This is a genomic window from Blastococcus sp. CT_GayMR20, from assembly GCF_004570345.1.
Genome location: NZ_SPQM01000079.1, coordinates 1 through 22,608 on the forward strand (window position 1 = coordinate 1; position 22,608 = coordinate 22,608).

Below are 22,608 nucleotides of genomic sequence, written 5' to 3' on the forward strand. Positions count from 1 at the left end.
TCCATCGCGATCCTGAGGACGTGGAGGTGCTCGTCGACGAAGGCGTCGACCACGCGCCAGGCCTCGACGACGACGCCCTGCACGTCCTCCCAGGTGGTGTCCTCGATGTCGTCGGCCGCGGCGTCGCGGATCTCCGAGCCGACGGCGCGACCGTCGGCGCGGACGCGGTCCTCGACGGTGCCGAGCTCCCGCTCGAGGCCGTGGAGCTCGTCGTCGATGTCCTCGAGCCGGCGCCGGACGCGTTCGGCGGCGGCCTGGTCGGCGTCGAAGGCGGTCTGCTGGGCCGGCGTCGGGTCGTCGGGCAGCTCGCGACGGCCGACCGTCCCGGCCGAACTGTGCAGCGTGCGACGCTCGTCGTCGAGGGCGCGGGCCCGGAGGCGGATGCGGTCCGCGCTCTCCTGGCCCTCCCGCAGCTGCGGCTCCCACCGACGGAGGGCCGTCGCCAACCGCGCGTACCGGCGCTCGACCTTCTGCAGGTCACCGATGAGCTCCTCGGCGGACTCGCGCAGCCGGTCGGCGTACTCCCCGCGCAGCTCCTCGTCCGCGCCGATGCGGCGCAGCCTGGACACCTGCGCGCGCAGCTCCGCCGCCACGTCGCCGGAGCGGCGGGCCTGCTCCGCGACGACGTCGGGGCTCCCGGGCGTGGGGTCGGAGCCGCGCAGGGGCGACCAGTCGGCTGGGCGGGTCACGGGTCGAACGATCCGGTGAGCTCGGACTCGACCCGCTCGAACTCCTCGGCCGTCGCCTCGGCCATGCGCTGCAGGGAGGTCACGGAGTCCCCGATCCGGCGACGGTTGTCGTCCCAGTTGTCGACGAACCGGTCCAGGGCGTCGGCGACGTCGTCCGACCCCCACGAGCTGCGCGCCTGATCGCGCCGACGCTCCAGGCCGCTCAGCTCCGCGCGCAGGTCGGAGAGGGACGCGGCCGCGTCGCGCAGCAGGTCGGTGCGCACCCTCAGGTCGTCCACGCCGATCAGCGGCCCAGCGCGCCGGCGAGCTGGGTGTCGGCGTCGCGGAAGGTCGCGGCGGCCTGGTTGAGGTACTGCGCCATGCCGTCGAGGCCGCCGATCATGTTCCTGGCGCCGGTGGTGAACTCGTCGTAGGAGGCCTGGAAGCTCCGGCTGGAGCTGTCGGTCACGTAGCCCTCGGCCACCAGCTGGTCGACGAGGCTCTTGAGCTGACCGAGCATGCCGTCGATCTCGGTGCGGCCGTTGCCGAGGCGGCCCGCGGCGTCCTCCATCTGCTGGTACGTGACGCTGACGTTGGCCATGGGATGTCCTCTCGGGTGGGGGAACTGCTCTGGGCGGGACCGTAACCGGCGTGGGCGGCTCTCCGTTTCCGTTGTCCACAGGTCGTCCCGGTCCCGGAGTCGCGGCCCGACCCGGTGGCCTGTTGGCTGGGGCGGTCGCAGATGCCCGGCAGTCGGAGGTTCGTTGGTGAACGGCGCACAGGCACTCATCCGCACGCTGGTGACCGCCGGCGTCGACGTCTGCTTCGCCAATCCGGGGACGTCGGAGATGCACTTCGTGGCGGCGCTGGACGACGTCCCGGAGATGCGCGCGGTGCTCACGCTGTTCGAGGGCGTCGCCACCGGCGCGGCCGACGGCTACGCACGGATGGCCGGCCGGCCCGCGGCCACGCTGCTGCACCTCGGGCCGGGCATGGGCAACGGCCTGGCCAACCTGCACAACGCCCGGCGCGGCCGGACGCCGATGGTGAACGTCGTGGGCGACCACTCCCGGTCGCACAAGCGGCTGGACGCGCCACTGGAGTCCGACATCGACGCCGTCGCCGGCACCGTCTCCGGATGGGTGCGCCGGTCGCTGACGCCGGCCGACGTCGCGGCGGATGCGACGGAGGCGGTGGCGGCGGCGTCGAGGGGGACGGTCGCCACGTTGGTCCTCCCGGCGGACGTGTCGTGGGAGGACGGCGCCGAGACGGCCGAGCCGCTGCAGGTGCGGGCGGCCCCGCACGTGTCGCCGTCCGTCATCGAGGAGGTGGCCGGCGTCCTGAGCGCGGACGACGGGCCGACGGTGTTGTTCCTCGGGGGCGACGTCATGGCGGGGGAGGAAGGCCAGCTCGCGGCGGCGCGCATCGCGGCCGCAACGGGCGCCCGGCTGATGTCGGAGACCTTCCCGGCCCGCACCGTGCGGGGCGCGGGGCTGCCAGACGTGACGCGGCTGCCCTATCCGCCGGAGATGGCGATCGCCGCGCTGGCCGGCACCCGGCACCTGGTCCTCGCCGGGGCGCAGTCGCCGGTGCACTTCTTCGGCTATCCCGGCGTGCCGGGGCATCCGGTGCCGGAGGGCTGCACGGTGCACGTGCTGAGCGAGCCGGGGGAGGACGGCGCCGCCGCGCTGGTCGCCCTCGCCGAGGTCGCCGCACCGGACGCCGCTCCGGCGCTGCTGGAGGCCGCGCGGCCCGAGCTGCCCGCCGGGGAGCTCACCCCCCGGACGATGGCCGCGGTCGTCGGCGCCCTGCTGCCCGACCGGGCGATCGTGGTGGACGAGGCGCTGACCTCGGGCGTCGGCCTCAACGAGCTGACGTCGGGCGCTCCCCGGCACGACTGGCTGGCGCTGACCGGTGGGGCGATCGGCGACGGACTGCCCATGGCCGCCGGCGCGGCCATCGCCTGCCCGGACCGCCCGGTCGTCGGCATCCAGGCCGACGGCAGCGCGATGTACACGATCTCGGCCCTGTGGACGTACGCCCGCGAGCAGCTCGACGTGACGACGATCGTCTGCAACAACGGGTCGTACGCGATCCTCGAGCACGAGCTGTCCCGGGTCGGCGCGGCCAGCGACGGCAAGCGGGCGGCCCAGCTGCTCGACCTCGGCGGACCGGACCTGGACTTCGTGGCGCTGGCCACGGGCATGGGCGTGCCGGCCACCCGGGCGACGACGGCGGAGGAGCTGGCCGAGCAGCTGCGCACGGCCCTCGCCGAGCCGGGGCCGCACCTCATCGACGCGGTGCTCGCCCGGGGCTAGCGTCACGCCACGGCTGCCGGACGTCGGGAGGTCGCCATGGACCCGTTCCCCGCAGATCTCGCCGCCAGGTCGACGCGCGAGGTGTTCGCCGACCACCTGCGGCTCGCGGCCGAGGGCGACCTCGAGCAGGATCTGGCGCGCAACGTGGCCGAGGACGTGGTCATGCTCACCGGGCGGGGTGTGTTCCGCGGCCACGAGGGCGTCCGGGAGCTGGCGCGCCAGCTGATGTCGGAGATCCCCAGCGGGAGGTGGAGCTACGTCACCGAGCTGTACGAGGGGCGGATGGCCTTCCTCGAGTGGACCGTGGACGAGGGACCGTTCCGCATCCGGGACGGCGCCGACTCCTACCTCGTGGAGGACGGGCGGATCGTCGTCCAGACCATCCACTACACGGTGGAGGACGATGCGGGCCGCGTGCTGATCGCGGCGGACGGCACGCGGCCGGCGACGACCTGAGCACGAGCGGTGCGGAACCGGCAGGACCGGATCCGCACCGCCGCTGCGTTCAGTGCCGCTTGGTGCCGTGCGTCAGGTTGTCCATCTGCGAGGTGGAGTGGTCCGCCTTGGCCTTCTTCTCGAGGCGCTTCTCCTTGATGGACTTCACCGCGGTCTTCTTGTTGGTGTCGTGCTTCGGGGACTTGTCACCCATGGTGCGCTCCCTCGTCGGGAGCCCGAACGGCTCCGTGGCGGGGACGCTACGCGGGTCGGGCCCCATCGCGGAACGCCCTCCTCCGCACGCGACCGCCGGCCCTCCGAGGAGGACCGGCGGTGGCGGTCAGGCGGGTCGGTCGTCCGCGCGGGAGGCGCGGACGGTGGCGGTGTACTCGAACCACACCCGGCCCCGTGCGTCCGTCGACTGGTCCGGCCCGGTCACCACGAGGGTGTCCCAGTCGGGAAGTTCGTCGGGCGCCTGGCGGCCGAGGAGGTAGCCGAGTTCCACGAGGTGCCGGAGCTCCGCCCGGAGGCCGAGGGCGGCGCCCTGTCGGTGCTGGTAGGGCAGTGGCACCGACGCCGAGTAGATCGTGGTCATGGCCCGGACCACCGGGATCAGCGGGCGGAGCCCGTGCGCTGCGTGCCGGTGAAGGTCAGCCCGAGGGTGCTGGACTGGTTCTGGAAGGTGTTGTCCGCAGCCGGCGACAGGCTGATGGTGAGCTTCAGGTGGTCGACACCGCCGGCCTGGAGGCTGGAGAGACCCGCGAGAGAGTTGTTCATGACGGCCCGGCCGGCGTACAGCGTCGAGCTGCCACCGGAGCAGCTGTGCGTGGGCGACTGGGCGGTTCCGCCCTGGGTCCACGCAACGGTGCAGGACTCGACCGTCAGCTGGAGGCCGTTGGTCGCGTCGGTGGTCAGGATGCTCGGGACGGTGGCGACGCTGGCCAGGCTGACCTGGGACAGGGCGGCACTGCCGTCGTTCACCAGGTCGACCGCGCGGCTGATCGAGTCGCCGGCGACGAAGCCGCTCGTGGTGACCGGGATGGTCGCGCCGGGCTGGGTCACGTTGATCGACACGGTGCCGGTGGCGACCTGGGTGGCGATGGGGGTGGTGCTGTCGGTGAAGGAACCGAAGGTGCCGAGGCCGGCGACCGCGACGGCCGCGCCGAGCACGCCGACGGACGCGACGATCTTGCGGGCGTTGCCGTTCGAGCGGGTGCTGCGGGACGTGGCGGACATGGTCTTCTCCTGCTTCGGTAGGTCACGCCGGGGATCCGGCGACAGGAACGACCATGACGGGCCAACCGCAGGCCACCCGCCAGCGATCCGCAAGGAATCCGCAGGATCGGAAGGTGTCTCCGGCGAGCGCCCGGTTCCCTCTCCCCGTTGACGGACGTGTCCGGTGTCCCGCCGGTCCGCCGTCGGCGGAGGGAACGGCCATGGACGGCATCAGCACCCCCACCTACCGGCAGCTGCTGGGGATCGCCCACGAGCTCGGCCGGGCCGACGGGCGGTTCGCCGCCGCGTTCGAGGCGCCGGGTACAGGGGACGGGCCGGCCGCCCGGTGCCTGGGTCGGTCGCCCGGAGAGTTCGCCCGGCTGCTCTGGGGACGGGCGGACGAGCCGCCCGCCGGTCTCGCGGTGAACGCACCGCTCTGGTACGCCACCGGGTTCGCCGAGGGACTCGCGGAAGAAGCGGCCGAGCGCTGCGTCCAGACCACCGGCACGCGGATCCGCCGGGCGTTCACCTGACCGGGTGGACCTGCGCCTCACGCAGGGTTGCTTTGTCCACAGATCGGCTTTCGCGCGGTCCGCGGACTGCTCCGTTCTCTTACAGTCCGGGAGTTTCGTCCGCTGTCCGACCGGGGTCTACGGGGGTGCCGTGCCGACCGCTCTCGACGTCGTGGACGGCGAGGTCCGCGAGCTGATCCGGCGTCGCGGGCTCGACCCGTTCACCGATCCGGGGCCCGTCCGCGTGCTGGTGCGCGACGTGGTGGCCGACTACTCCGAGCGGTCGGTGAACTCGGCGCTGCCGCCGATCGTGGACGCGGAGTCCGTCGTCCGTGACGTGCTCGACCGCGTGGCCGGCTTCGGGCCGCTGCAGCGCTACCTCGACGACCCGGAGATCGAGGAGATCTGGGTCAACGAGCTGACGTCCATGAACGCAAAGGTCAGCGGCCTAATGCTGGCCGTCAGTCCGCACTGGGTCCGCAGCAGCGTCGAAAACCAGATCCGTCAGGCTGGCTGCGCCCGCCCGGGTCCGGTCCTCCGCCGAGGGCCAGAGGTGGGAGTAGGTGTCCAGCGTCGTGGACGGCGACCGGTGACCCAGCGCCCGCTGCACCGTCACCACGTCGCAGCCCGCAGCGATCAGGCCGGAGGCATAGAAGTGCCGCAGCCCATGCAGATGTAGGCCCGATATGCCGGCAGCCCGGACGGTGGACTGCCACCACGAGTTGACGGTGCTGGGCGGAAGGGGGCGCCCGTCGGCGGTGTGGAAGAGCCAGCCCTCCGTCGCGGTCCCGGTGCGCTCGACATGTCGGGCGAGGATCTCGATCAGCCGGTCGGGCAGATAGATCGTCCGCTCCGATCCGTACTTGGGCTGTCGCAGTTCGGCGGGGCCACCCCGCCGACGCTGCACCTGGCGGCGCACGTGCAGCCGCCTCCCGAGGAAGTCGACGTCTCCCAGATTGAGCCCGGAGGCCTCGCCCAAGCGCAGACCGGCGAAGGCGCACACGCCCAGGTAGGCCCGCATGTTGGGACGCGAGCGGTCGACCAGTGCTCGTATCTGGGCCGGTGTCGGGATCTGCATTGCGTGCTCTGCCCGTCGTCGAGCAGGCAGCCGGAGCCCGGCGGAGGGGTCAACGGCGATGACCCGATCCCGCACGGCGGACTTGAGGACCGCCCGGACGGCGTTGACCCGGGTGGCCACAGTGTTGGGCGCGTAGCCGGCGGCCACCATCGCTTTCACCCAAGTCTCGAGGTGCGAGGCCCGCAGCGATGCGATGGGGACCGAACCGAAGGTGACCTTGCGTCGCGCCAGGTCCATCGACACCTCGGTCATGGGCGCCCACACCTGGCGCTCCGCCCAGGCTCGGAAGTACGCGTCGAACGTCGTCCGGCCGGCTTGCGGATCCACGTAGCTGCCGGTGATCACTGAAGCCGTCACTTCGTCGAGCCACCGCTGAGCGTCGGCCTTTCGCTTGAAGTGGCGAGCGTGCTCTTTGCCGTTCTCGTCCCGGTACCGCGGCCGATACGTCCCATCAGGCCTCTTCGCGATCGACGCCACCGCGCATCGCCTCCCTCCGTCTTCAACTCCCGGGCCTTGCCGCTTCAGTGTGGGAGTCTCTACCGACTGAAAGGCCATCAGCCCGACTGGCTGCCGTCTGTCGAGCACAGACCGGTTGATCAGGGGCGGCCTCGGCTGACCTGGTCTGCTTGTGCGTCGATCCAGGTGCGCAGGTCGGCGCGGCGGTAGAGGACGCGCCGGCCGAGTCGGAAGCTTTTCGGGCCCCTGTCGAGGTGTCGCCAGTACCGGAGGGTGGCGACGGGGGCGCGGAGCACGTCCGCGGCCTCGGTGATGGTGAGCAACTCGGGCTCGTGATCGGCGGTGGGGTCGGGCATGGTTGGCTCCCGGGGTCGTCGGTGGTGGGCGGTGCCTTCACCACAGAAGGCGCTATTTCTGGCCCGGTGGTGACACTTCGCGGCCAGCCTTGTCTGGCTTCCTCCAGTTGTTCTCCGGTAGTGGCACGCCTGGCGCGTCACCCGCCAGCGATGGAGGCTCTGCATCTCCCGGCGCGGGGGTCGGCGCCGGGACCGCCGGGGGACAGCCCCGCTCCTGCGGCCGGGTTCGACCCTGTGCCGATAAGCGGTCTCCCGGGACCGCCTCCAGTCCGCCTCCAGTTCGTCTCCGGCCGATGTCCGGTTGTCCCCCGCGACGCTGTCCCTGGCCGACCTGTGCCGCCCGCGCTTGTGAAGCACGTTCTCCGGTAGGCCGACGGCGGTCGGGGGACCCGCTCGCCCACAGGGACTGGAGGACAACTGGAGGTCCGTTGCTGGCCTGGGGTTTCTCCAGTTGTCCTCCTGTTGTCCTCCAGTCAGCCGATGCTGGCCGTGAGCATCGGGGCGGCTCTCCTCCCCTTGCGACGGCGTTACCCAATGTCCCTTGGGGACCGCTTTGTGCCAGTCGTCATGACGTGTGCGACCCGGAATCCACGCAGCTGCGCCCGGGCCGGCCGGTCGGCGTCCCCGTCGGCGGGTTTCCCCGTCGCTGTCGCGGCGGCGGGTGCGGCCTGGCCGGTGTCGGTGCTCTTGGGCGTGTAGGTGCACGGCGCCAGGACCGCGAGCCCGGTGGACCCCTTGACCACGCTGCGCCTCAGCGCCTTCCAGGTGCCGAACCCGGCGACCCGGGTCGGGCTGAAGCCGAGCCGCGCCGCCTGCAGCGCGATCAGCAGCTGGTTGTTGAGGCTGTAGGTGTGGAACTTCGCGGCGGCATCGAGCATCGCCCGCCACTGCGGATCAGCAGTGAGCGCCTCGACCTGCTCGCCGATCTGCTCGTGCAGAGCCGCGATCTTCGCTGCCCGCGCGGCGTCGGCCGCTTCCGCCTGCGCGGCGCTGAGGCGGGCGCTCCTGCCCCGCCCGCCCTTGCCGGTGCGACTGCTGCTCGCCGTGCTGCTGGTGCTGGTCATCTGGACCCTCCCGGGACTGGAGCCGAAGCCGGTACGGGAGGAACCGCGGAACAGGTGTCCTGCCACCCATTCCTCCGGCCCGTCCGGCAAAGAGCTCTGCTCAGGGGCCGGAAGCGACGGCGGGGGACGACCGGACCAAGACTGCTTCCGCAGCGGAGCGCCCGAAGGGCGGAAGGATCTTGGTCCGGTCGGGCGGAGACGGCGCGGGAGGCCCCTACGCTGAGCTGCCGGACGGGCCGGGGGGCCAGCAGGCACAGCCCGCCGCAGGCGGTCCTTGACGACGGCGCAGCCGGCGCCGCGCGCAGCGTGGCCCGAAGGGTGCTCGTGGCCTGCCCCAACGGCCGCAGTACGACGACGTCGGCGGCGGACCCACCGGTCAGAGCGCCCCGGTCACCCGACACGTCCCGGGGCGCCCTGGCGGACCGAAAGCAGGCCCCGTCGTCTCCCTGTGCTCCGGGTGCGGTGTCCAGCGCCATGAGTCGAGCGTGGCCAGCTCAGCGCCCGCCCGAGGGCGTCCGCCCGGTTGCTGTGGACGAGGTGAACCGTCCTGGACGACCGCGTCGGTGATCAGTAAATTCGCTCTGAACGTGGCAGCGCCCCCGGCCTGGTCAGGCAGGACGGGGGCGCGCTCCGAGCTGAACGTAGCGGCACAGCAGCGCCTGGTGACGGTGGTCTTCCTCTCAGGTCCCGCCCCGCACAAAGGCTGTGCCGACTACGCGGCCGACTCTCACCTCGGCGCTCGCACCTACGGAGATCGACTGGCGCCCCCCGGTTGCCCATGTCACTCTCCTCGTCGCGGCGGGGGCCCTGGCGCTACTGCGCTGGACGCGCCCCCGCCCGCCACGACTCCCCGCGGCCCCGTTCCGTAAGCGGAACGCTCAGCGGGACGGCCACTCGGTGCCGTAGCGGGATCCCTCTAAGGGATCGACTGATTGGGGGTGCGGGAGCCGCTGGACGGTTCCTCGTCGATGTCGGCCAGGGAGGCGCCGGCGTAGCCCTGCGACAGCTGGTTGGACAGCGCCTCGAGATCGGCGAGCTCGGCGACGGCGGTGGTCGCGTCACCCAGGCCGAGCGACTGGTCGCCGTCGGGCACCTGGCACGGCAGGTCCGGCCGCGCCCGGCGCAGCGCGTCGGTCAGGTGGGCCATCTCGCTGGCCAACCCCATGTCGGCCATCGCCTGCTCCATGAGCGCTGCCAGCTCGGCCCGCTGGTCGAGAGACAGCCCGGCCATCATGCGCTCCTGGGCGGCCGCCCGGCGGGCCAGCGAGTCGATGAGCTCCTCGATCGACTGCGGGTCGTCCGGGAAGAAGTCGCCGTGCCGGTCCAACAGCTGCGACAGGTCGGCCACCATGTCCTTGACGGCCTCCAGGTCCTGCTCGCCGGCGTTCTACAGCGCGGACTTCATCGAGGCGAACGAGCTGTCGAGGACCTCCCGGCGGAGCAGGTCCTGGATCCGGTCGTAGGTCTCCCGCGCCTCCGCCGAGCGCCACGCGTAGTCCTTGAGCGCCCGGACGGCACCGGCAGTGTCGTCGGGGCCGACCGCACGAGACAAGGACTTGACAATCGATCATCGAACATCGAACCTCATGTGATCAAGCTAACTGCTCGGCCATTAGGAGGAACCGTGCAAGAAGCCCTGCAGCCGAACCGGCCGCTGGCCGCCGCCGGACCATCAGGCACTGAGCCCCAGAAGGTTCTCCGAAGCAGGGTCGAGGCCCACAGCCTCGTCTCCTTGTGGGACAACATGGAGGACGTCGTCTCGTCAACGACAGAGAAGTTCGTTCCGCATGTATGGCGGTGGGACGACATCCGTGAGGTCTTGATGGCGGCCGGCGACATTGTCTCCCTGGAAGAGGCTGACCGGCGTGCCCTTATCCTGGCAAACCCCGGAGTCTTTCCGAAGTACTTCACGACAAACAACTTGTATGTTGCCTATCAATTAGTGAGGCCAGGGGAAACTGCCGCAGTCCATCGCCACACGCCCAGCGCAAGTCGGTTCGTTCTCGAGGGCAACGGGGGATACACGGTTGTCGAAGGCGAGAAATGCCCGATGCAGCGCGGTGATCTTATCCTCACACCCCAGGGGACGTGGCACGACCACGGAAACGATGGAGAAGCCCCCGCAATCTGGGTCGACGTTCTGGACTTGCCAATCGTTGATCACCAGGGAGCGATCCACTTCGATTTCGTCTATGGCGAAGCCGACCACGGTGGGGGCGAGCCCATTCGCAAGTATAGTCAAAGCATCCGGACTGAGATCGGATACTCGACAAGCCTCTACGGTACGGGCGGGATGCAACCAGCCTACGTTGATAGCAAACGCGGCGACGGAATCGGGTCTCCTCAGTTCGTCTACCCCTGGGAGGCGACGTACGCCGCCCTGAACCGCTTAAGAGACCACGAGGGCAGTCCCTTCGACGGAATCGTCCTCCGCTACACCGACCCGACTACAGGGGGGCCCATCTCGCCGACCATGGATTTCACGGTCCAACTCCTAAGGGCGGGCGAGGCGACGAAGAGTCACCGACACACGTCCAGCACATCGTATACCTGTATTCAGGGAAGCGGCGAGACCATTGTGGACGGGCAAGTAATGTCCTGGGGCGAGAACGACACCTTTGTTCTCCCGTCATGGTGTTGGCACTCGCACCAAAACCACAGTGCGACCGAAGACGCCATCCTGTACGCGGTGTCGGACCTGCCCATCTCCGTGAAACTCGGTTTGTACCGGGAGCAGGCTGAGGGTGAACCGGATGGTGCTTGGCGGGGCCGTCCTGGCACCTATGAACGGCGGCAGTAGAATGCTCGCCACGGACGCAATCCCTTTTCCCACGCCGAGCGTGATCCGGTTCAGGGAGTCCGGCGCCACCTCGACGAGTACTGGCCTGGCATTTCACGACCAGGCCTGGCCTCAGCCCACCGTGGCCGGCGCGCTCGTCAGCAGCGGCGTGACCAAGGAAGAGGCGGACCGGCTGACGCAGAATCCCGTCCTCTTGGCTTGCCACTTGAACGATGGGGACACGGCAAAGTCTCTCCTGGCGAGCTTGGACGGCAGCGCGGCAGCGCTTCGGCCTGGCGACCTGCAGCTCACCGTTCCCGTCGACACCGAGTCGAGAATATTTGCGGTGGGCCTGAACTATAGACGACACGCCGAAGAATTCGGCTCGAAAGAGCAGCGGTCGGTCCCCATCGTATTCATGAAAACATGGGATTCGGTGTCCGGCCCGTACGACCCAATAGTACTGCCTAGGCAGGACTCGGCAATCGACTTCGAAGGCGAACTCGCCGTCGTGGTCGGCCACGACGTCCCGCTCTATGGGCGCGGCGGAGAGCAGTGCATAGCCGGCTACACCGTCGCGAACGACGTCACGGCTCGGACGATCCAGGCCAGCAGCTCCCAGTGGACACTGGCGAAGAGCTTTCCGACCTTCTGTCCTCTGGGCCCGGGAATAGTCCCATCGGGCCTTATGCCCGCGCCGCTGGATCTGAAGGTGGTCACGCGTCTGAACGGTGAGATCATGCAAGAGGCCACCACGGGCCAGATGATCCGTTCAGCGGTCGAACTCGTGGACTACGTCGCACAACATGTACCGCTGCGTATGGGGGACCTGCTGCTGACCGGAACCCCCGAAGGCGTGGGTCATTTCCGTAACCCACCCATTCACCTGCAGTCGGGCGACACCGTGGATATTTCAATCGAGGGCATCGGCCGTATCTCGAACGCCGTACGACAGAGCCACGAGCCGTGACTTCGAATGTCGCACCGCTTGGCAACCGCACCGTCCGCGCGCACGTTATGGACGCCCTCAGAAGCGACATCCTCTCGGGACGGCTGCCCCCAGGTGCCCGGCTGGTCCAGGCACAACTGGCTAAGCAATTCGGAACTTCACTGGCGCCTGTGAGGGAGGCGCTATACGAACTGTCGGCCCAAGGCCTGGTCGTACTCACGCAGCACCATACTGCGGTCGTGTTCAAGCCGACTGTAGAGGAGCTTATTCATTGCTACGAGGTTCGTATCCTTCTCGAGGAGGACGCGGCACGACGAGCAGCCGATTGCGCAACGCCGGCCGACCTGGAGGCGGCTGCTCTTCTGTTGGACGCCATGGAGGCCTCTGTCGACCCGAATGACTGGGTGGGGCTCAATACTCAATTCCATCTCGCCCTGTGCAGCGTCGCGAGAAACCCCGTCTTGACCGACACGATCGAGCGTCTTCGCGCTCTGACCGAGCCGTATGTTCGCATCTACGTCACTGAGTCCAGCGCGGAGCGACGAGCTGATCGCGAGCATCGTGAAATCCTCGCGGCAGTGGTCGCGGGCGATCGAGAACTGGCGGCTACGACGGTCCGCAGTCATCTCGAAGCGACGAAGGAGAGCGTTGCGCGACGCCTTTCGCAGACGCAAGAGCAATGGAATCCAAAATGAAACCGGAGGAGCAATCCATGCCTATCGATTACGGAATCGTCGCAGACGTGATGAGGTTTGCGGTGGAGCACGGGCGTGAGCGAGGATTCAACGTCGCCTGTGGAGTCGTTGACCCTTCCGGGCGGCCCTTGGGTGTCCTGAAGCACCCAGACGCGCTGTGGACGACGCCTGATATGGCGCTCGGAAAAGCCACCCTTGCAAGCGCTTTCCGGGAGCCTACTGCCCCACTCTTCGAGCGGTGGCAGCGGGAGCGTCCTCAGTACGGTGTCAGTATTGCTGCGTGGGGCGTTGGTAATGGCTGGTTCGCGGTTGAGGGCGGCGTGCCAGTAAAAGTCGGAGACGGAGGTGTCGTCGCTGCAGCTATCGGGATCAGCGGTGGATTCCCCGCGACGATCGACGCGGAGATCGCCGACGTGGCAGTGGAGCGCATGATCGCCTTGCTGGGGGACTCCAGCCAGGGGTAAGTCATTGGCTTTGAATGGTCACCCGGTTGACACGGAAGGTTTGAAATGGGAAACGTAGTCCAGTACCGGAACCCCGACTCTGTCCCCGAACCACTGGGAATGTATTCACACGTCTCAATCCATGCGGGCATTGTGCATGTTGCTGGGCAGGTCGGGATCGACTCGACGGGCCAGATCCCGTCCACTTTCGATGCGCAGTTCGCACAGGCGATGCGGAATGTAGCCGACGTCCTGGATTCGGTGGGATGCGACCTGGGGGACATCCTCGCGACAACTACGTACCTGGTGGATCGAGGTGACATCGCGGAGTTCTATGCCGCTCGGGCGAAGCTGTACCCCGAGATTTTCCCCCGCGACGACTTCCCACCGAACACCTTGCTTGTCGTGAATGGCCTCGTTCGCGAGGAGCTCCGAGTAGAAATCCAGCTCACCGCGGCGCATGCCGCGTCATGAACGTCACCCCGAAGGGATCCCATCATGAGTGTCCGGCGGTTCAACGGTCTCGTCCGGGCTGGAGCAGGTATCACCGCAATGACGCTCCTGCTCACCAGCTGCGGTGGAGATGGTGGAGATGGAGCAGGTGGGGCGGGGGAGGAAACGCTCAGTTTCCGGTACGCAAGTCCGGCCACCTCCACCAGCTCTCTTGGGGAGGGGGCAGAGTGGTGGGCGGAGCGACTCAATGAACAGAGCGAAGGGCGCATAGACGTAGAGCTATTCCAGGACTCGTCCCTCATTGCAGCCACCGACACGCTCGCGGGGGTACAAGAGGGCCGCGCGGAGATAGGTTACCTCGCATCGCTGTTCTATCCGGAACAGCTGCCATTGACCAACGTGGCGGGCCTTCCCTTCGTATCGGACGATGCCGAGGCGGTGCAGCGCGCCCTATATGAGTTGTACCAATCGAACGAGGCCTTCCGTGCCGAGTACGAGGACCTCGGCCTGAGGGTGCTCTTCTTCCTGCCCGTCGGCGCGACGGTCGCGGGCTTCGAAGAGCCAATCGATTCCCTGGAGGACTTCGACGGGCTGACCGTCAGAGCCGCGGGGCTTGCGGCGAATGCCTTCGCCGAAGTCGGAGCCAACCCCGTCTTCCTGCAGACCGCGGAGATATTTGAAGGCTTGCAGCGCGGTGTCGTGGATGGGTTTGGTGGTCTTGCTTTCGATCTGGCGATCTCGCTGGGTCTTCATGAGGCAGCTCCTGCCTTTGTCCACCCGGGGCTGGGCTCCTACGCCTCAGCTGTGGTGGTCATGCGTCTGGAGGATTGGAACGAGCTTCCTGACGACCTCCAGGCTGTGATCGACGACGTGTCACAGGAATACATGTCGCAGTCGGTGGAGATGGTGATGGAGTTCGACGACCGGCTCTGTGACCGGCTGATCAGCGAAGGCGGAAGCGTGACCATCCTGCCTGAGAGCGAAACCGAGGCTTGGAGCGAACTGGGGGATTGGGACAGTCTCTGGGTGCAGGCGGCGGTCGACGCGGGTGTGCCGGAAGAGACAGCGGCCTCATTCCTTGAGGAGTACCGGTCAATCGTTCAGGAGCTTGAGGGCCAGGGCGCTTACGAAGACGGTGCAGTCCGGTGCGCTGAACGGTCGGAGTGAAGTGGCTATCGTGCCGGAGAGCCAGCGTAGTGCGGCTGCGTCGTCCTCTCGGTCCGGGCGCGCATGGCGGGGGCCTGTCTCGTCGCTAACAGCCGGACTGGGCGTACTGAGCGCGGTGGCCCTTGTAGCCATCGTGGTCATCCTGTGCCTCGACGTGTTCGCCAGGAACGTGCTCGGACAGCCCCTGGCCGGCACTGTTCCATATGTCGAGGTGCTGCTGGTGACGTTCGCGATCGCAGCGTTGCCAGTCACCCAAAAGAACGGTGGCCACATTGCCATGGAGTTGATCACTTCCAAAGTGGCGCCCAGGGTTGGCCACTGGCTGGGTTACGTCCGGACGATCCTCGTCTCAGGACTGCTCCTGTGGATGGTTGTGGGCACCCTCGGCGTCGGCTTGTCCTCCATGGAGAGCCGGGAGGTGCGCGTCGGACTCAGCCACGTCCCGGCCTGGCCTGTTCGCCTCCTCATTCCCGTTGCGCTGGTCGTGCTGTTGCTCCAAGTGATCGTAACGGTGTTCCGTTCCCGGAAGGAGGAGCGCCCGGATGGACGCTGAGGTCGTCATCGGTCTGGGCGTCCTGTCTCTGCTGATCCTTCTCGCGATCGGTTTGCCTGTTGCGTTCGCCCTTGGTATCTGCGGGGGCCTAGGTGTCCTCCTAGTGACGTCTTTCGATGTTGCTACCGACGTGTATGGCCGAGAAACGTTCGAGTCCGTCGTCGGCTATACGCTCGTGGTGATCCCCCTATTCGTTCTCATGGGGATGGCGGCCAAACGGTCCAAGATGGGCGAAGAGGTCTTCTGGATCATCAGCCGGCGCCTCCGAAGGGTGCCGGGGGGGCTCGGTATAGCCACTGTTGGTGCGGGCGCAGTGTTTGCGGCGATGACGGGCTCCAGTGCCGCGGCGGTGGCGACGCTCGGGCCAATCGCAATCACGGAGATGCGGAAGCATGGATACTCCGATCGGCTCGCCGCCGGAGTCGTCTCTGCCGCTGGGACCCTAGGCATCCTCATTCCACCGAGCGTCGTCATTGTGCTGTACGGCGTGCTGAGCGGAATGTCCATCGAACGCCTTCTGATAGCCGGACTTGTACCCGGCATACTCACCGCTGTTCTCTATGCGACGGCGGCTTGGTTTCTGGGCAGGACCCATGTGTCACTCCCGCTCGACGTAGGTGGAGGCGAAGAGAAGACGACTTCAGAAGGCGACGGCCCAGTCGGGACCGGAGCCGGGCGACCCGATGGAGCGGCGGGGCCCATCACCATGGTGGAGAGTGAGGTCGCTCCACCCGGTGTGACTCCTGGGCCATGGCGGGCGTTGGTGGAAGTCTTCCTGCTCTTCGTCCTGGTCGTGGGTGGCCTGTATGCGGGCGTCTTCACGGCGGTGGAATCTGCCGCCGTCGGTGCGTTGGCTTCCTTGGCGATTCTCGCAGGTAGGGCTAGATCGCGCCGGTTTTCTGCGGTCAAGACCTCATGGGAAGCCTTGACCGATACCGTGTCGATATCGGGAATGATCTACGCCCTGTTGATCGGCGCGAGCATCTTCACGCTGTTCATGACCATGGCAGGGGCTCCGCAATCACTTGCCGACTGGATTACGGGCCTCGCGGTACCTCCCTTGCTCGTGGTGGCACTGGTACTGCTCGCCATCATCCCTCTCGGGATGTTCCTGGACGGGTTCTCCATCCTTCTCATCATGGTCCCGCTCCTACATCCGGTGATCGTCGACAACCTGGGGTTCGACGGGATCTGGTTTGCTATCCTGTTCGTCAAGTGTATTGAGCTCGGCCTGATCACTCCTCCCGTCGGCATAAATGTCTTCGTTGCTGCCGGGAGCGTTCCGGGGCTCTCCCCCGAGGTGGCATTCCGTGGTGTCATGCCGTTCTTCCTCGTCGACCTCATGGGAGTTGTGGTGATGTTTCTCGTCCCGGGGCTGATCACCTTCCTCCCCGGTCTGATGGCTTGATGCCTGGAAACTTTCCCTGCGTCCCCTAGGCCCGCCTCCGGCCGGCTTTCGCCGCGGTCCAGAGGTGGAGCAAGCCTGGTGATGAGGAATGACCTCTGAAATGGGCGGTCGGCCTGTCCTGTCCACCCTTCCCACTTAGCGAGGTTCGGTAGCATGCAATATGAGAAGCTCGTCGTTCGCCTCATGGCTCGGTTCGAGGCCGGCTCAACCATGAAGCGGCCCACATGCGGATGAAAAACTTGTCGGAGAAGGCCCTCGTGGGCTCCTGTGGAGGCGAAGACGGCGACTGCTCGTCTGGCGGAAATTCAACCCAGACCGGGACCTTCGCCAGGTCGGCGGCGGTCGCCAAGTGCTCCTCGGCCCATCGTGGACCAGTGAACTCGGTTCCGTCGTGACTCCGGCGGCGGGAGAGAAGTCGTTCAAAAGGCGACTGGACGGGCGCGGGACCCAGATCGGCATGTGGGCCTGCTCCGGGAGTGCAGTGGTTACGGAGATCTGTGCTGGGGCCGGGTTCGATTGGCTCATCGTGGATGCCGAACACAGTCCCAATGACGTTGCTTCGATCCAGGCTCAGCTCCAGGTCGCTGAGGCGTACCCCCCGGCGGTCGTCGTCCGTCCTCCCGTGGGGGAGGCCGTGATCCTTAAGCAGTACCTGGACGTCGGTGTCCGGAATCTGCTCATGCCGATGGTGGAATCGGCTGCGCAGGCCCGAGAGCTTGTCCGCTTTGTTACCTATCCGCCGCGCGGCATCCGGGGGCTAGGAGCAGGACTGGCCCGCGCGTCCCAATGGGGCCGTGACACTGACTACTTGGCGAAGGCGGACGAGACCATCACGGTCATCGTGTTGATCGAATCTATGCGCGGGGTCGACGCGGCGGCCGATATCGCCGCCGTCGAGGGTGTCGACGGCGTCCTCATCGGCCCCTCCGACCTCGCGGCGTCCATGGGACTGTTGGGCATGCAAGGGGATCCGGCGGTCGTCACGGCAGTCGAGCGCTGCATCCGGGCCGTGCAGTCAGTCGGTAAGCCAGTCGGCGTCAATGCGTTCGATGAGAAGCTGGCCCGCCAGTACATCGGTGCTGGCGTCGATTTCATCTCTGTTGCTGCGGATGTGAGCGTCCTTGCTCGGGGAACGGAGCAAGTGGCGGCCCGATACGCTCCCGGATCGGCGACCTGAGGCGGACTCCACCCGCGTCAGCAGCCAGACTGATTCTGTGTGGTCGTCGTCGCGCGCAAGTGGTCGTACAGCCACTGCTCAGCGACGTCATCCGGCCACCCGAGGTCGAGCACTCGGTCGGCGGTACGGAACGCCGTGAACCCTCCGCCGGATTCACGAGACACCTCAGCGATAGCCGTGAAGTCCGACAGGTGCATCTGAAGATGCTGAGCTCACGGGCTGATTCCGAAAGCGCACTTGCCGTATGCCCCTCATCCGGACGGTGCATCAATCCGCCGTGGTTGACGCCTTCACACGCCGCGATGCGGGCAGGTATCGCCCGCATCGCAAGAGGAAGGGAAGCGGCACCGCGGTAGCAGGGTTCGTAATGGTGCCTCCCGTCTGCCCCGGCCCACCGGGCAGTCCGAGACTCTTCAGGATGGCGTTCCGTTCCTGCACCTGCGAGGGCGTCAGTCGTGGGCCGGCTCTGGGTCGTCCTTCGGCGGGAAGCGCTTGTCGAACTCTTCACCGGCCTTCTTGGCTACGTTCTTGCTGCCGGCCAGCCCTGCCGCACCCGCGATGGTTCCGACGATCGGCGGCGCCGCCACCGCGATCGCCACCAGGCCAGCGGTCCACATCAGCCAGACCCACACGAGGACGACCTGACGGGCGCGCTCCCGGGACATCCACGGCCGCTCGCGTGCCAGAACCTCGGCGGCCTCCTCGATCGCCGCCACCATGTCCACATCCGAGCCGACACCGGCCTCGGCGGTCTCCAGCGTCGTCGCGTCGATCTCGCCAGAGTCGATCAACGCCGACACCCGGTCGATGCCGTCCATGTCCGGGAAGTCGAGGTGCACGCGGGCGATATCGTTGATCCGCTGTAGGGCGTCGGTAAGCTCTGGCGTGACGAGCATGCCGGCCATGTGCTCCTGCAGCTGCACGTTCGCCATGAGCGGGACCGCGAACTTCTCAGCCCACTGCTGCTGTTGCGCGGCGATCTGCGCGAGCATTGGCTCCATCAGCTTTCGAGTGCTTAGCTGCTGCTCAATCAGCGGCCGGAGGCTCTCGGCGATCGACGTCTGGATTCGCGATGCCTTGAGCACGGGTTCGAGCTGGGACGCTACGGTGCGGCCGACCGAGCCGTTGACCTGCTCGGCGATCGAGCAGAACCGGCTCTGCATCCGCTCCAGCGAAGCGGTGAGAGCCGGCGTCGACATAGCGCGCAACAGGGCGGCCTGCTGCTCATCGGTCAGTCGAGGCTGGCCGTCGTCCCCGTCAGCCACCGTGTCGGTCGCCATGACCCGACCTTAGGCCGTGCTGTGCGACAGGGACCGGAGCTCCGTCGGGCGTCCCATTAGACGACGGACCGCCGGGACGCAGGCTCGTGCCACAGGAGGAACCGCAACCGGGGTCACCGCAGGACAGAGCATGTGCCACCCTCGGCCGCTGTCCCGTAGGACCCGCCCCATGAACCTTCCCGCACGGGTAGGACAACCGGGAAACCCTGCTGGCTGGCAGAGCCGCGTCCTCCGCCAGCTGCTTGACACCCACGCCACCGTGTCACAGGAGGCTGCTGTGTGACGCGAACCGGTGCATCGCGGAGCTCATCGTCGTCAGCATTAGAGACCGGGAAAACGGCATCCTGCTTGCAGTCGACAATCGCCATAAGCAACCAACGAGATGGCACCTCGTACGACCTGCTTCCCGTAAAAGCCAGCCACTTTCACGATTGCTTAGGTCCTCACTAAAGGACGGCACGCATGCTACCTTCGGAGGTAGAACGGGCCCCGCTTCGCGGGGCCCATCGGCGTTTGTAGGGGCGACTTGTTGGTCATTATCGGACGGCGTTGAAAATGCACGGCGGGATGAAGATCTACGCCGGCGCGCCGGCGGCTGCCCGCCACTACGTGGAGGCCGACCGGGGGCGGGCGGATGACTACTACCTCACCGAGGGCGCCGGCGTCGCCCGCCGGTTCAGCGTCACCGAGGGGCGGGTTATCGAGCTGCCGCCGCTGACCGGCGACGCGTACGAGACGTGGGTGGCCGGCTGTGACCCGGGCACCGGCGAGCCGCGGGGGCAGCTACGGGACGACGACCGTGCGGTGCGGTTCGTCGAGGTGGTGGTCAACGGCCCGAAGACGTGGTCGCTGGCCGCCGCCCTGCATCCGGACCTCGCGATGGCGTATGACGCGGCCCAGGCCCGCGCGGCCGGGCAGATCATCGGCTGGCTGGGGCAGCACGCCACCACCCGGGTCGGTCCGCGCGGCGGGCAGGTGCAGGTGCCGGTCGAGGTGGCCGAGGCGGTGACGGTGGCGCACTACACGTCGCGGGCCGGGGACCCGCACCGCCATCTGCACCTGCAGATCAACGCCCGGGTGTTCGCGGTCGGAAAGTGGCGCGGCCTGCACACCGTCGGCGTCCGCGATTCCCTCGCCGCCATCAACGGTATCGGGCACGCCGCGGTCGCCTGCGACCCGCAATTCCGGGCCGCGCTCGCCGCCCACGGATATGCATTGAATAGTGATGGGGAGATACGGCAGCTGGCGGATTTCGTGGGCGCCTTCAGCGCGCGGACGGCGCAGATCGCCCGGAACATCGATCGGTACGAACGAGAATGGGCCGCGGCGCATCCCGGCGAATCCCCCGGCCCGGCGTTGCGCCGCTCCTGGGACGCGCGAGCGTGGGCAGCGGGCCGCCCGGACAAGGTGCTGCCGCAGCCGGGGGAGGACCTGACGGCACGGTGGCTGGCCGAGCTGGCCGAGCTGGTCGCCCTGGGCTACCGCGACCGGAATGTGTCCACCGGCCTGACACCCACCCCGGTGGGGAGCCTGGACCGGGAGCAGGTGGTGGGCCGGGTGCTGGCCCGGCTGGTCGCCGCCCGCTCGGCGTGGAACGCCGCCGACGTGCGCGGGGAGGTCGAACAGCTGCTCGCCGCCGCCGGCATCGTCACCGACCCGGCGGTGCGCATCGAGCTCGCCGAAGACCTCACCGCCCGCACCCTGTCCAGCTGCGTGCCGCTGCTGGACCGCGGCGGGGTGCCCGAGCACATCCGGGCCTGGACCTCGAGCCCGGTGCTCGCCGTCGAGGCCGACCTCACCGCCCGCCTCGCCGCCCGCGCCACCGAGCGCCCGGCCGGCGCCCCGGACACCGATCCGACACCGCCGGCCGACGTCGCAGCCGGTGCTCCGCGGCTGGATCCCGGACAGGCCGCGGCGGTCGCCGCGCTCACCGGCCGCCGGCGCCTGGTGGTGATCGAGGGCGCGGCCGGCGCCGGCAAGACCACCACCCTGGCCGCCACCCGGACCCTGCTCGCCGACGTTGGGCGCCGGCTGGTCGTGGTCACCCCGACGCTGAAGGCAGCCAAGGTCGCCGCCGCGGAGGTCGGCGCGGTCGCCGGCTCGGCCGCCCGGCTGGCCTTCGAGCACGGCTGGCGCTGGAATGACGACGGCGCGTGGACCCGCCTGCCCGTCGGACAGCCCGACCCGGTCACCGGCCGCGCGTATGCCGGGCCCACTGGCCGGGCGCGGCTGCGGGCCGGCGACCTGCTCGTCGTGGACGAGGCGGGCATGCTGGACCAGGACACCGCCCGGGCCCTGCTGACGATCGCCGACGAGTGCCAGGTGCACCTCGCCCTGCTCGGTGACCGGCATCAGCTCGCGGCCGTCGGCCGCGGCGGCGTCCTCGACCTCGCCGCAGCCCAGGTCGACCCGACCGAGCACCTGACCCTGGTCGGGGTGCACCGCTTCACCCGCACCGACGCCACCGGCCGCACCACACCGGACACCGACTACGCCGACCTGACCCTGGCGATGCGCACCGGCACCAACCCCGGGACGGTGTTCCACGCGCTCCTGGCCCGCGGGCAGATCCGGCTGCACCCCGACCCGCAGGCGCTGCGGGAGACGCTCGCGTCCGGCGCGGCCGACTCCTACGCCGCGGGTGAACGCGTGGCCGTGGTGGTCGCCACACGCGAGCAGGCCGCCGCCCTCAACGCCGCCATCCGGGACCGACTCGTCACCGAAGGCCGGGTCGACGACCGGCGCGTGGTCGTCACCGCGGCGGGGGAGCGGATCGGCGTCGGCGACCGGATCGCCACCCGCCACAACGACCGCCACGTCGCCGTCGCCAACCGCGACCTGTGGACGGTCACCGGCGTCGACCGGGACGGCGGGCTGCTCGTCACCCCCGCCGGCGGCGTGCTCGGCTCTGTCACCCCCGCTGTCACCCCGGCCGGGAGAGGGGCGCGGATGCTGCCCACTCACTACGTCACCGCGCACGTGGAACTGGCCTACGCAACCACCGCGCACGGCACCCAAGGCGACACCGTGACCGCCGCGCACCTGGTGGTCGGCGAGGACACCGGCGCGGCCGCGGCCTACGTCGGGATGACCCGGGGCAGGGAGGCCAACATCGCCCACCTCGTCGCGGCCGACGCCGCCGAGGCGCGGGAGCAGTGGCTCGCGGTCTTCGCCCGCGACCACGCCGATCTCGGCCCCGCGCACGCCGCGCGGCTGGCCGCCGCCGAGGCCGCCCGCTACGCCCGGCAGCGCCCGCTGGAGCAGGCGCTCGCCGACCTGCACTCTGCGTGGACGGCCGAGCAACGCTGCCTCGACCGGCTCGCCCACGACCTGCCGCGCCGGGACGCGCTGCGCGAGATCGTCGCGCTCGAGTCCGCCCACGCCGACCGGGCCGTCGCGCTGACCGAGGCATATCGGCGGACGGGAATCGACGCCCGCCACGCCACGGCGCGGGCCGACGCCAGCGGCGCGGTCGTCACCGCCGAGACCGACCGGATCCGCGACACGCTGCTCGACAGCTGGGACACCGGGCGTGACGCCGCCCGCGACGCCGCGCAGGTCGTGCTCGACGGCCCCGGCCGGCTCCAACTGCGGCGTGCGGC

General features: G+C 68.7%; 25 protein-coding genes. 12 read left to right on the plus strand and 13 right to left on the minus strand.

Going from position 1 to position 22,608, the window contains the following annotated elements; translation table 11 throughout:
- The 3 genes from E4P40_RS17125 to E4P40_RS17135 all read right to left on the minus strand — a co-directional run.
- Window positions 1-689 (minus strand): hypothetical protein (locus E4P40_RS17125; protein ID WP_135159722.1); only part of this gene is annotated, 689 nt, incomplete at its 3' end.
- Complete coding sequence (locus E4P40_RS17130) at window positions 686-967, minus strand: hypothetical protein (protein ID WP_135159723.1); 282 nt, start codon at window positions 965-967, stop codon at window positions 686-688. The genes E4P40_RS17130 and E4P40_RS17125, both read right to left, overlap by 4 nt.
- 5 nt (window positions 968-972) lie before the next feature.
- Complete coding sequence (locus E4P40_RS17135) at window positions 973-1,269, minus strand: WXG100 family type VII secretion target (RefSeq protein ID WP_135159724.1); 297 nt, start codon at window positions 1,267-1,269, stop codon at window positions 973-975.
- A 166-nt stretch (window positions 1,270-1,435) separates the two neighbouring features.
- Between E4P40_RS17135 and E4P40_RS17140 the strand changes: the two genes are divergently transcribed.
- Together E4P40_RS17140 and E4P40_RS17145 are read left to right on the plus strand one after the other, a co-directional pair.
- The gene (locus E4P40_RS17140) at window positions 1,436-2,986 is read left to right on the plus strand and encodes an acetolactate synthase large subunit (protein WP_209305379.1); all 1,551 of its coding nucleotides are present in this window, start codon (window positions 1,436-1,438) and stop codon (window positions 2,984-2,986) included.
- A 36-nt stretch (window positions 2,987-3,022) separates the two neighbouring features.
- A complete protein-coding gene (locus E4P40_RS17145) occupies window positions 3,023-3,442 on the plus strand; it encodes a nuclear transport factor 2 family protein (RefSeq protein ID WP_135159726.1) in 420 nt (139 codons plus the stop codon).
- 49 nt (window positions 3,443-3,491) lie between these two features.
- Here E4P40_RS17145 and E4P40_RS28160 read toward each other — a convergent pair whose 3' ends face one another.
- From E4P40_RS28160 to E4P40_RS17155, 3 genes are all read right to left on the minus strand, one after another.
- The gene (locus tag E4P40_RS28160; protein WP_167762275.1) at window positions 3,492-3,635 is read right to left on the minus strand and encodes a hypothetical protein; all 144 of its coding nucleotides are present in this window, start codon (window positions 3,633-3,635) and stop codon (window positions 3,492-3,494) included.
- Window positions 3,636-3,761: 126 nt separating this feature from the next.
- Window positions 3,762-4,016: a hypothetical protein gene (locus E4P40_RS17150; protein WP_135159727.1), complete on the minus strand. Its 255-nt coding sequence runs from the start codon at window positions 4,014-4,016 to the stop codon at window positions 3,762-3,764.
- A 17-nt stretch (window positions 4,017-4,033) separates the two neighbouring features.
- A complete protein-coding gene (locus E4P40_RS17155; RefSeq protein ID WP_135159728.1) occupies window positions 4,034-4,657 on the minus strand; it encodes a TasA family protein in 624 nt (207 codons plus the stop codon).
- A 200-nt stretch (window positions 4,658-4,857) separates the two neighbouring features.
- Here E4P40_RS17155 and E4P40_RS17160 point away from each other — a divergent pair, with 200 nt between their 5' ends.
- Window positions 4,858-5,169, plus strand: coding sequence for a hypothetical protein (locus E4P40_RS17160; protein ID WP_135159729.1), 312 nt, complete (start codon window positions 4,858-4,860; stop codon window positions 5,167-5,169).
- Between the two features lie 427 nt (window positions 5,170-5,596).
- On the opposite strand, the gene E4P40_RS17170 is transcribed toward E4P40_RS17160, so the two are convergent.
- From E4P40_RS17170 to E4P40_RS29025, 5 genes are all read right to left on the minus strand, one after another.
- Entirely contained in the window at window positions 5,597-6,703 is a 1,107-nt protein-coding gene (locus tag E4P40_RS17170) for a site-specific integrase (RefSeq protein ID WP_209305380.1), read from the minus strand.
- Between the two features lie 119 nt (window positions 6,704-6,822).
- Window positions 6,823-7,038, minus strand: coding sequence for a helix-turn-helix domain-containing protein (locus E4P40_RS17175; protein WP_135159731.1), 216 nt, complete (start codon window positions 7,036-7,038; stop codon window positions 6,823-6,825).
- Between the two features lie 527 nt (window positions 7,039-7,565).
- Entirely contained in the window at window positions 7,566-8,102 is a 537-nt protein-coding gene (locus E4P40_RS17180; RefSeq protein WP_245160398.1) for an ArdC family protein, read from the minus strand.
- Between the two features lie 916 nt (window positions 8,103-9,018).
- Window positions 9,019-9,453, minus strand: a complete 435-nt coding sequence (locus E4P40_RS17185; protein WP_245160399.1) for a hypothetical protein — start codon at window positions 9,451-9,453, stop codon at window positions 9,019-9,021.
- Between the two features lie 36 nt (window positions 9,454-9,489).
- Window positions 9,490-9,654, minus strand: a complete 165-nt coding sequence (locus tag E4P40_RS29025; RefSeq protein WP_245160400.1) for a hypothetical protein — start codon at window positions 9,652-9,654, stop codon at window positions 9,490-9,492.
- Between the two features lie 72 nt (window positions 9,655-9,726).
- On the opposite strand from E4P40_RS29025, the gene E4P40_RS17190 reads away from it, so the two are divergent.
- From E4P40_RS17190 to E4P40_RS17205, 4 genes are all read left to right on the plus strand, one after another.
- Window positions 9,727-10,902: a cupin domain-containing protein gene (locus E4P40_RS17190; protein ID WP_135159732.1), complete on the plus strand. Its 1,176-nt coding sequence runs from the start codon at window positions 9,727-9,729 to the stop codon at window positions 10,900-10,902.
- Between the two features lie 121 nt (window positions 10,903-11,023).
- The gene (locus E4P40_RS17195) at window positions 11,024-11,851 is read left to right on the plus strand and encodes a fumarylacetoacetate hydrolase family protein (protein WP_167762276.1); all 828 of its coding nucleotides are present in this window, start codon (window positions 11,024-11,026) and stop codon (window positions 11,849-11,851) included.
- Window positions 11,848-12,525, plus strand: coding sequence for a GntR family transcriptional regulator (locus E4P40_RS17200; RefSeq protein ID WP_135159734.1), 678 nt, complete (start codon window positions 11,848-11,850; stop codon window positions 12,523-12,525). Before E4P40_RS17195 ends, E4P40_RS17200 begins: the two co-directional genes overlap by 4 nt.
- A 17-nt stretch (window positions 12,526-12,542) precedes the next feature.
- On the plus strand, window positions 12,543-12,989 hold the full coding sequence (locus E4P40_RS17205) for a heme-binding protein (protein WP_167762277.1): 447 nt from the start codon (window positions 12,543-12,545) through the stop codon (window positions 12,987-12,989).
- Between the two features lie 114 nt (window positions 12,990-13,103).
- Here the strand turns inward: E4P40_RS17205 and E4P40_RS29030 are convergent, their stop codons facing one another.
- Window positions 13,104-13,430 (minus strand): hypothetical protein, encoded by a 327-nt coding sequence (locus E4P40_RS29030; RefSeq protein ID WP_245160401.1) that lies wholly within the window; start codon window positions 13,428-13,430, stop codon window positions 13,104-13,106.
- Window positions 13,431-13,466: 36 nt separating this feature from the next.
- Here E4P40_RS29030 and dctP point away from each other — a divergent pair, with 36 nt between their 5' ends.
- The 4 genes from dctP to E4P40_RS17230 all read left to right on the plus strand — a co-directional run bounded on the left by dctP (window position 13,467) and on the right by E4P40_RS17230 (window position 17,726).
- Window positions 13,467-14,588, plus strand: a complete 1,122-nt coding sequence (dctP, locus tag E4P40_RS17215; RefSeq protein ID WP_135159737.1) for a TRAP transporter substrate-binding protein DctP — start codon at window positions 13,467-13,469, stop codon at window positions 14,586-14,588.
- Window positions 14,589-14,703: 115 nt separating this feature from the next.
- The gene (locus E4P40_RS28165; RefSeq protein WP_167762278.1) at window positions 14,704-15,141 is read left to right on the plus strand and encodes a TRAP transporter small permease; all 438 of its coding nucleotides are present in this window, start codon (window positions 14,704-14,706) and stop codon (window positions 15,139-15,141) included.
- Window positions 15,131-16,549: a TRAP transporter large permease subunit gene (locus E4P40_RS17225; protein WP_135159739.1), complete on the plus strand. Its 1,419-nt coding sequence runs from the start codon at window positions 15,131-15,133 to the stop codon at window positions 16,547-16,549. Before E4P40_RS28165 ends, E4P40_RS17225 begins: the two co-directional genes overlap by 11 nt.
- 391 nt (window positions 16,550-16,940) lie before the next feature.
- Window positions 16,941-17,726, plus strand: coding sequence for an aldolase/citrate lyase family protein (locus tag E4P40_RS17230; protein ID WP_209305381.1), 786 nt, complete (start codon window positions 16,941-16,943; stop codon window positions 17,724-17,726).
- Between the two features lie 449 nt (window positions 17,727-18,175).
- Here E4P40_RS17230 and E4P40_RS17235 read toward each other — a convergent pair whose 3' ends face one another.
- A complete protein-coding gene (locus E4P40_RS17235; protein WP_135159740.1) occupies window positions 18,176-19,006 on the minus strand; it encodes a hypothetical protein in 831 nt (276 codons plus the stop codon).
- Window positions 19,007-19,573: 567 nt separating this feature from the next.
- Between E4P40_RS17235 and mobF the strand changes: the two genes are divergently transcribed.
- The coding region (gene mobF / locus E4P40_RS17240; RefSeq protein WP_135159741.1) for a MobF family relaxase at window positions 19,574-22,608 on the plus strand (3,035 nt) is incomplete at its 3' end.

Excerpts from the sequence above, each read along its gene's own strand:
- E4P40_RS17135 (WP_135159724.1), bottom strand. The coding sequence starts at position 1,269 with ATGGCCAACGTCAGCGTCACGTACCAGCAGATGGAGGACGCCGCGGGC.
- E4P40_RS17145 (WP_135159726.1), top strand. The coding sequence starts at position 3,023 with ATGGACCCGTTCCCCGCAGATCTCGCCGCCAGGTCGACGCGCGAGGTG.
- E4P40_RS28160 (WP_167762275.1), bottom strand. The coding sequence starts at position 3,635 with ATGGGTGACAAGTCCCCGAAGCACGACACCAACAAGAAGACCGCGGTG.
- E4P40_RS17150 (WP_135159727.1), bottom strand. The coding sequence starts at position 4,016 with ATGACCACGATCTACTCGGCGTCGGTGCCACTGCCCTACCAGCACCGA.
- E4P40_RS17155 (WP_135159728.1), bottom strand. The coding sequence starts at position 4,657 with ATGTCCGCCACGTCCCGCAGCACCCGCTCGAACGGCAACGCCCGCAAG.
- E4P40_RS17160 (WP_135159729.1), top strand. The coding sequence starts at position 4,858 with ATGGACGGCATCAGCACCCCCACCTACCGGCAGCTGCTGGGGATCGCC.
- E4P40_RS17175 (WP_135159731.1), bottom strand. The coding sequence starts at position 7,038 with ATGCCCGACCCCACCGCCGATCACGAGCCCGAGTTGCTCACCATCACC.
- E4P40_RS17180 (WP_245160398.1), bottom strand. The coding sequence starts at position 8,102 with ATGACCAGCACCAGCAGCACGGCGAGCAGCAGTCGCACCGGCAAGGGC.
- E4P40_RS17185 (WP_245160399.1), bottom strand. The coding sequence starts at position 9,453 with ATGGTGGCCGACCTGTCGCAGCTGTTGGACCGGCACGGCGACTTCTTC.
- E4P40_RS17205 (WP_167762277.1), top strand. The coding sequence starts at position 12,543 with ATGCCTATCGATTACGGAATCGTCGCAGACGTGATGAGGTTTGCGGTG.
- E4P40_RS29030 (WP_245160401.1), bottom strand. The coding sequence starts at position 13,430 with ATGCGCCGCGGTGAGCTGGATTTCTACTCGGAGCTCCTCGCGAACGAG.
- dctP (WP_135159737.1), top strand. The coding sequence starts at position 13,467 with ATGAGTGTCCGGCGGTTCAACGGTCTCGTCCGGGCTGGAGCAGGTATC.
- E4P40_RS17225 (WP_135159739.1), top strand. The coding sequence starts at position 15,131 with ATGGACGCTGAGGTCGTCATCGGTCTGGGCGTCCTGTCTCTGCTGATC.
- E4P40_RS17235 (WP_135159740.1), bottom strand. The coding sequence starts at position 19,006 with ATGGCGACCGACACGGTGGCTGACGGGGACGACGGCCAGCCTCGACTG.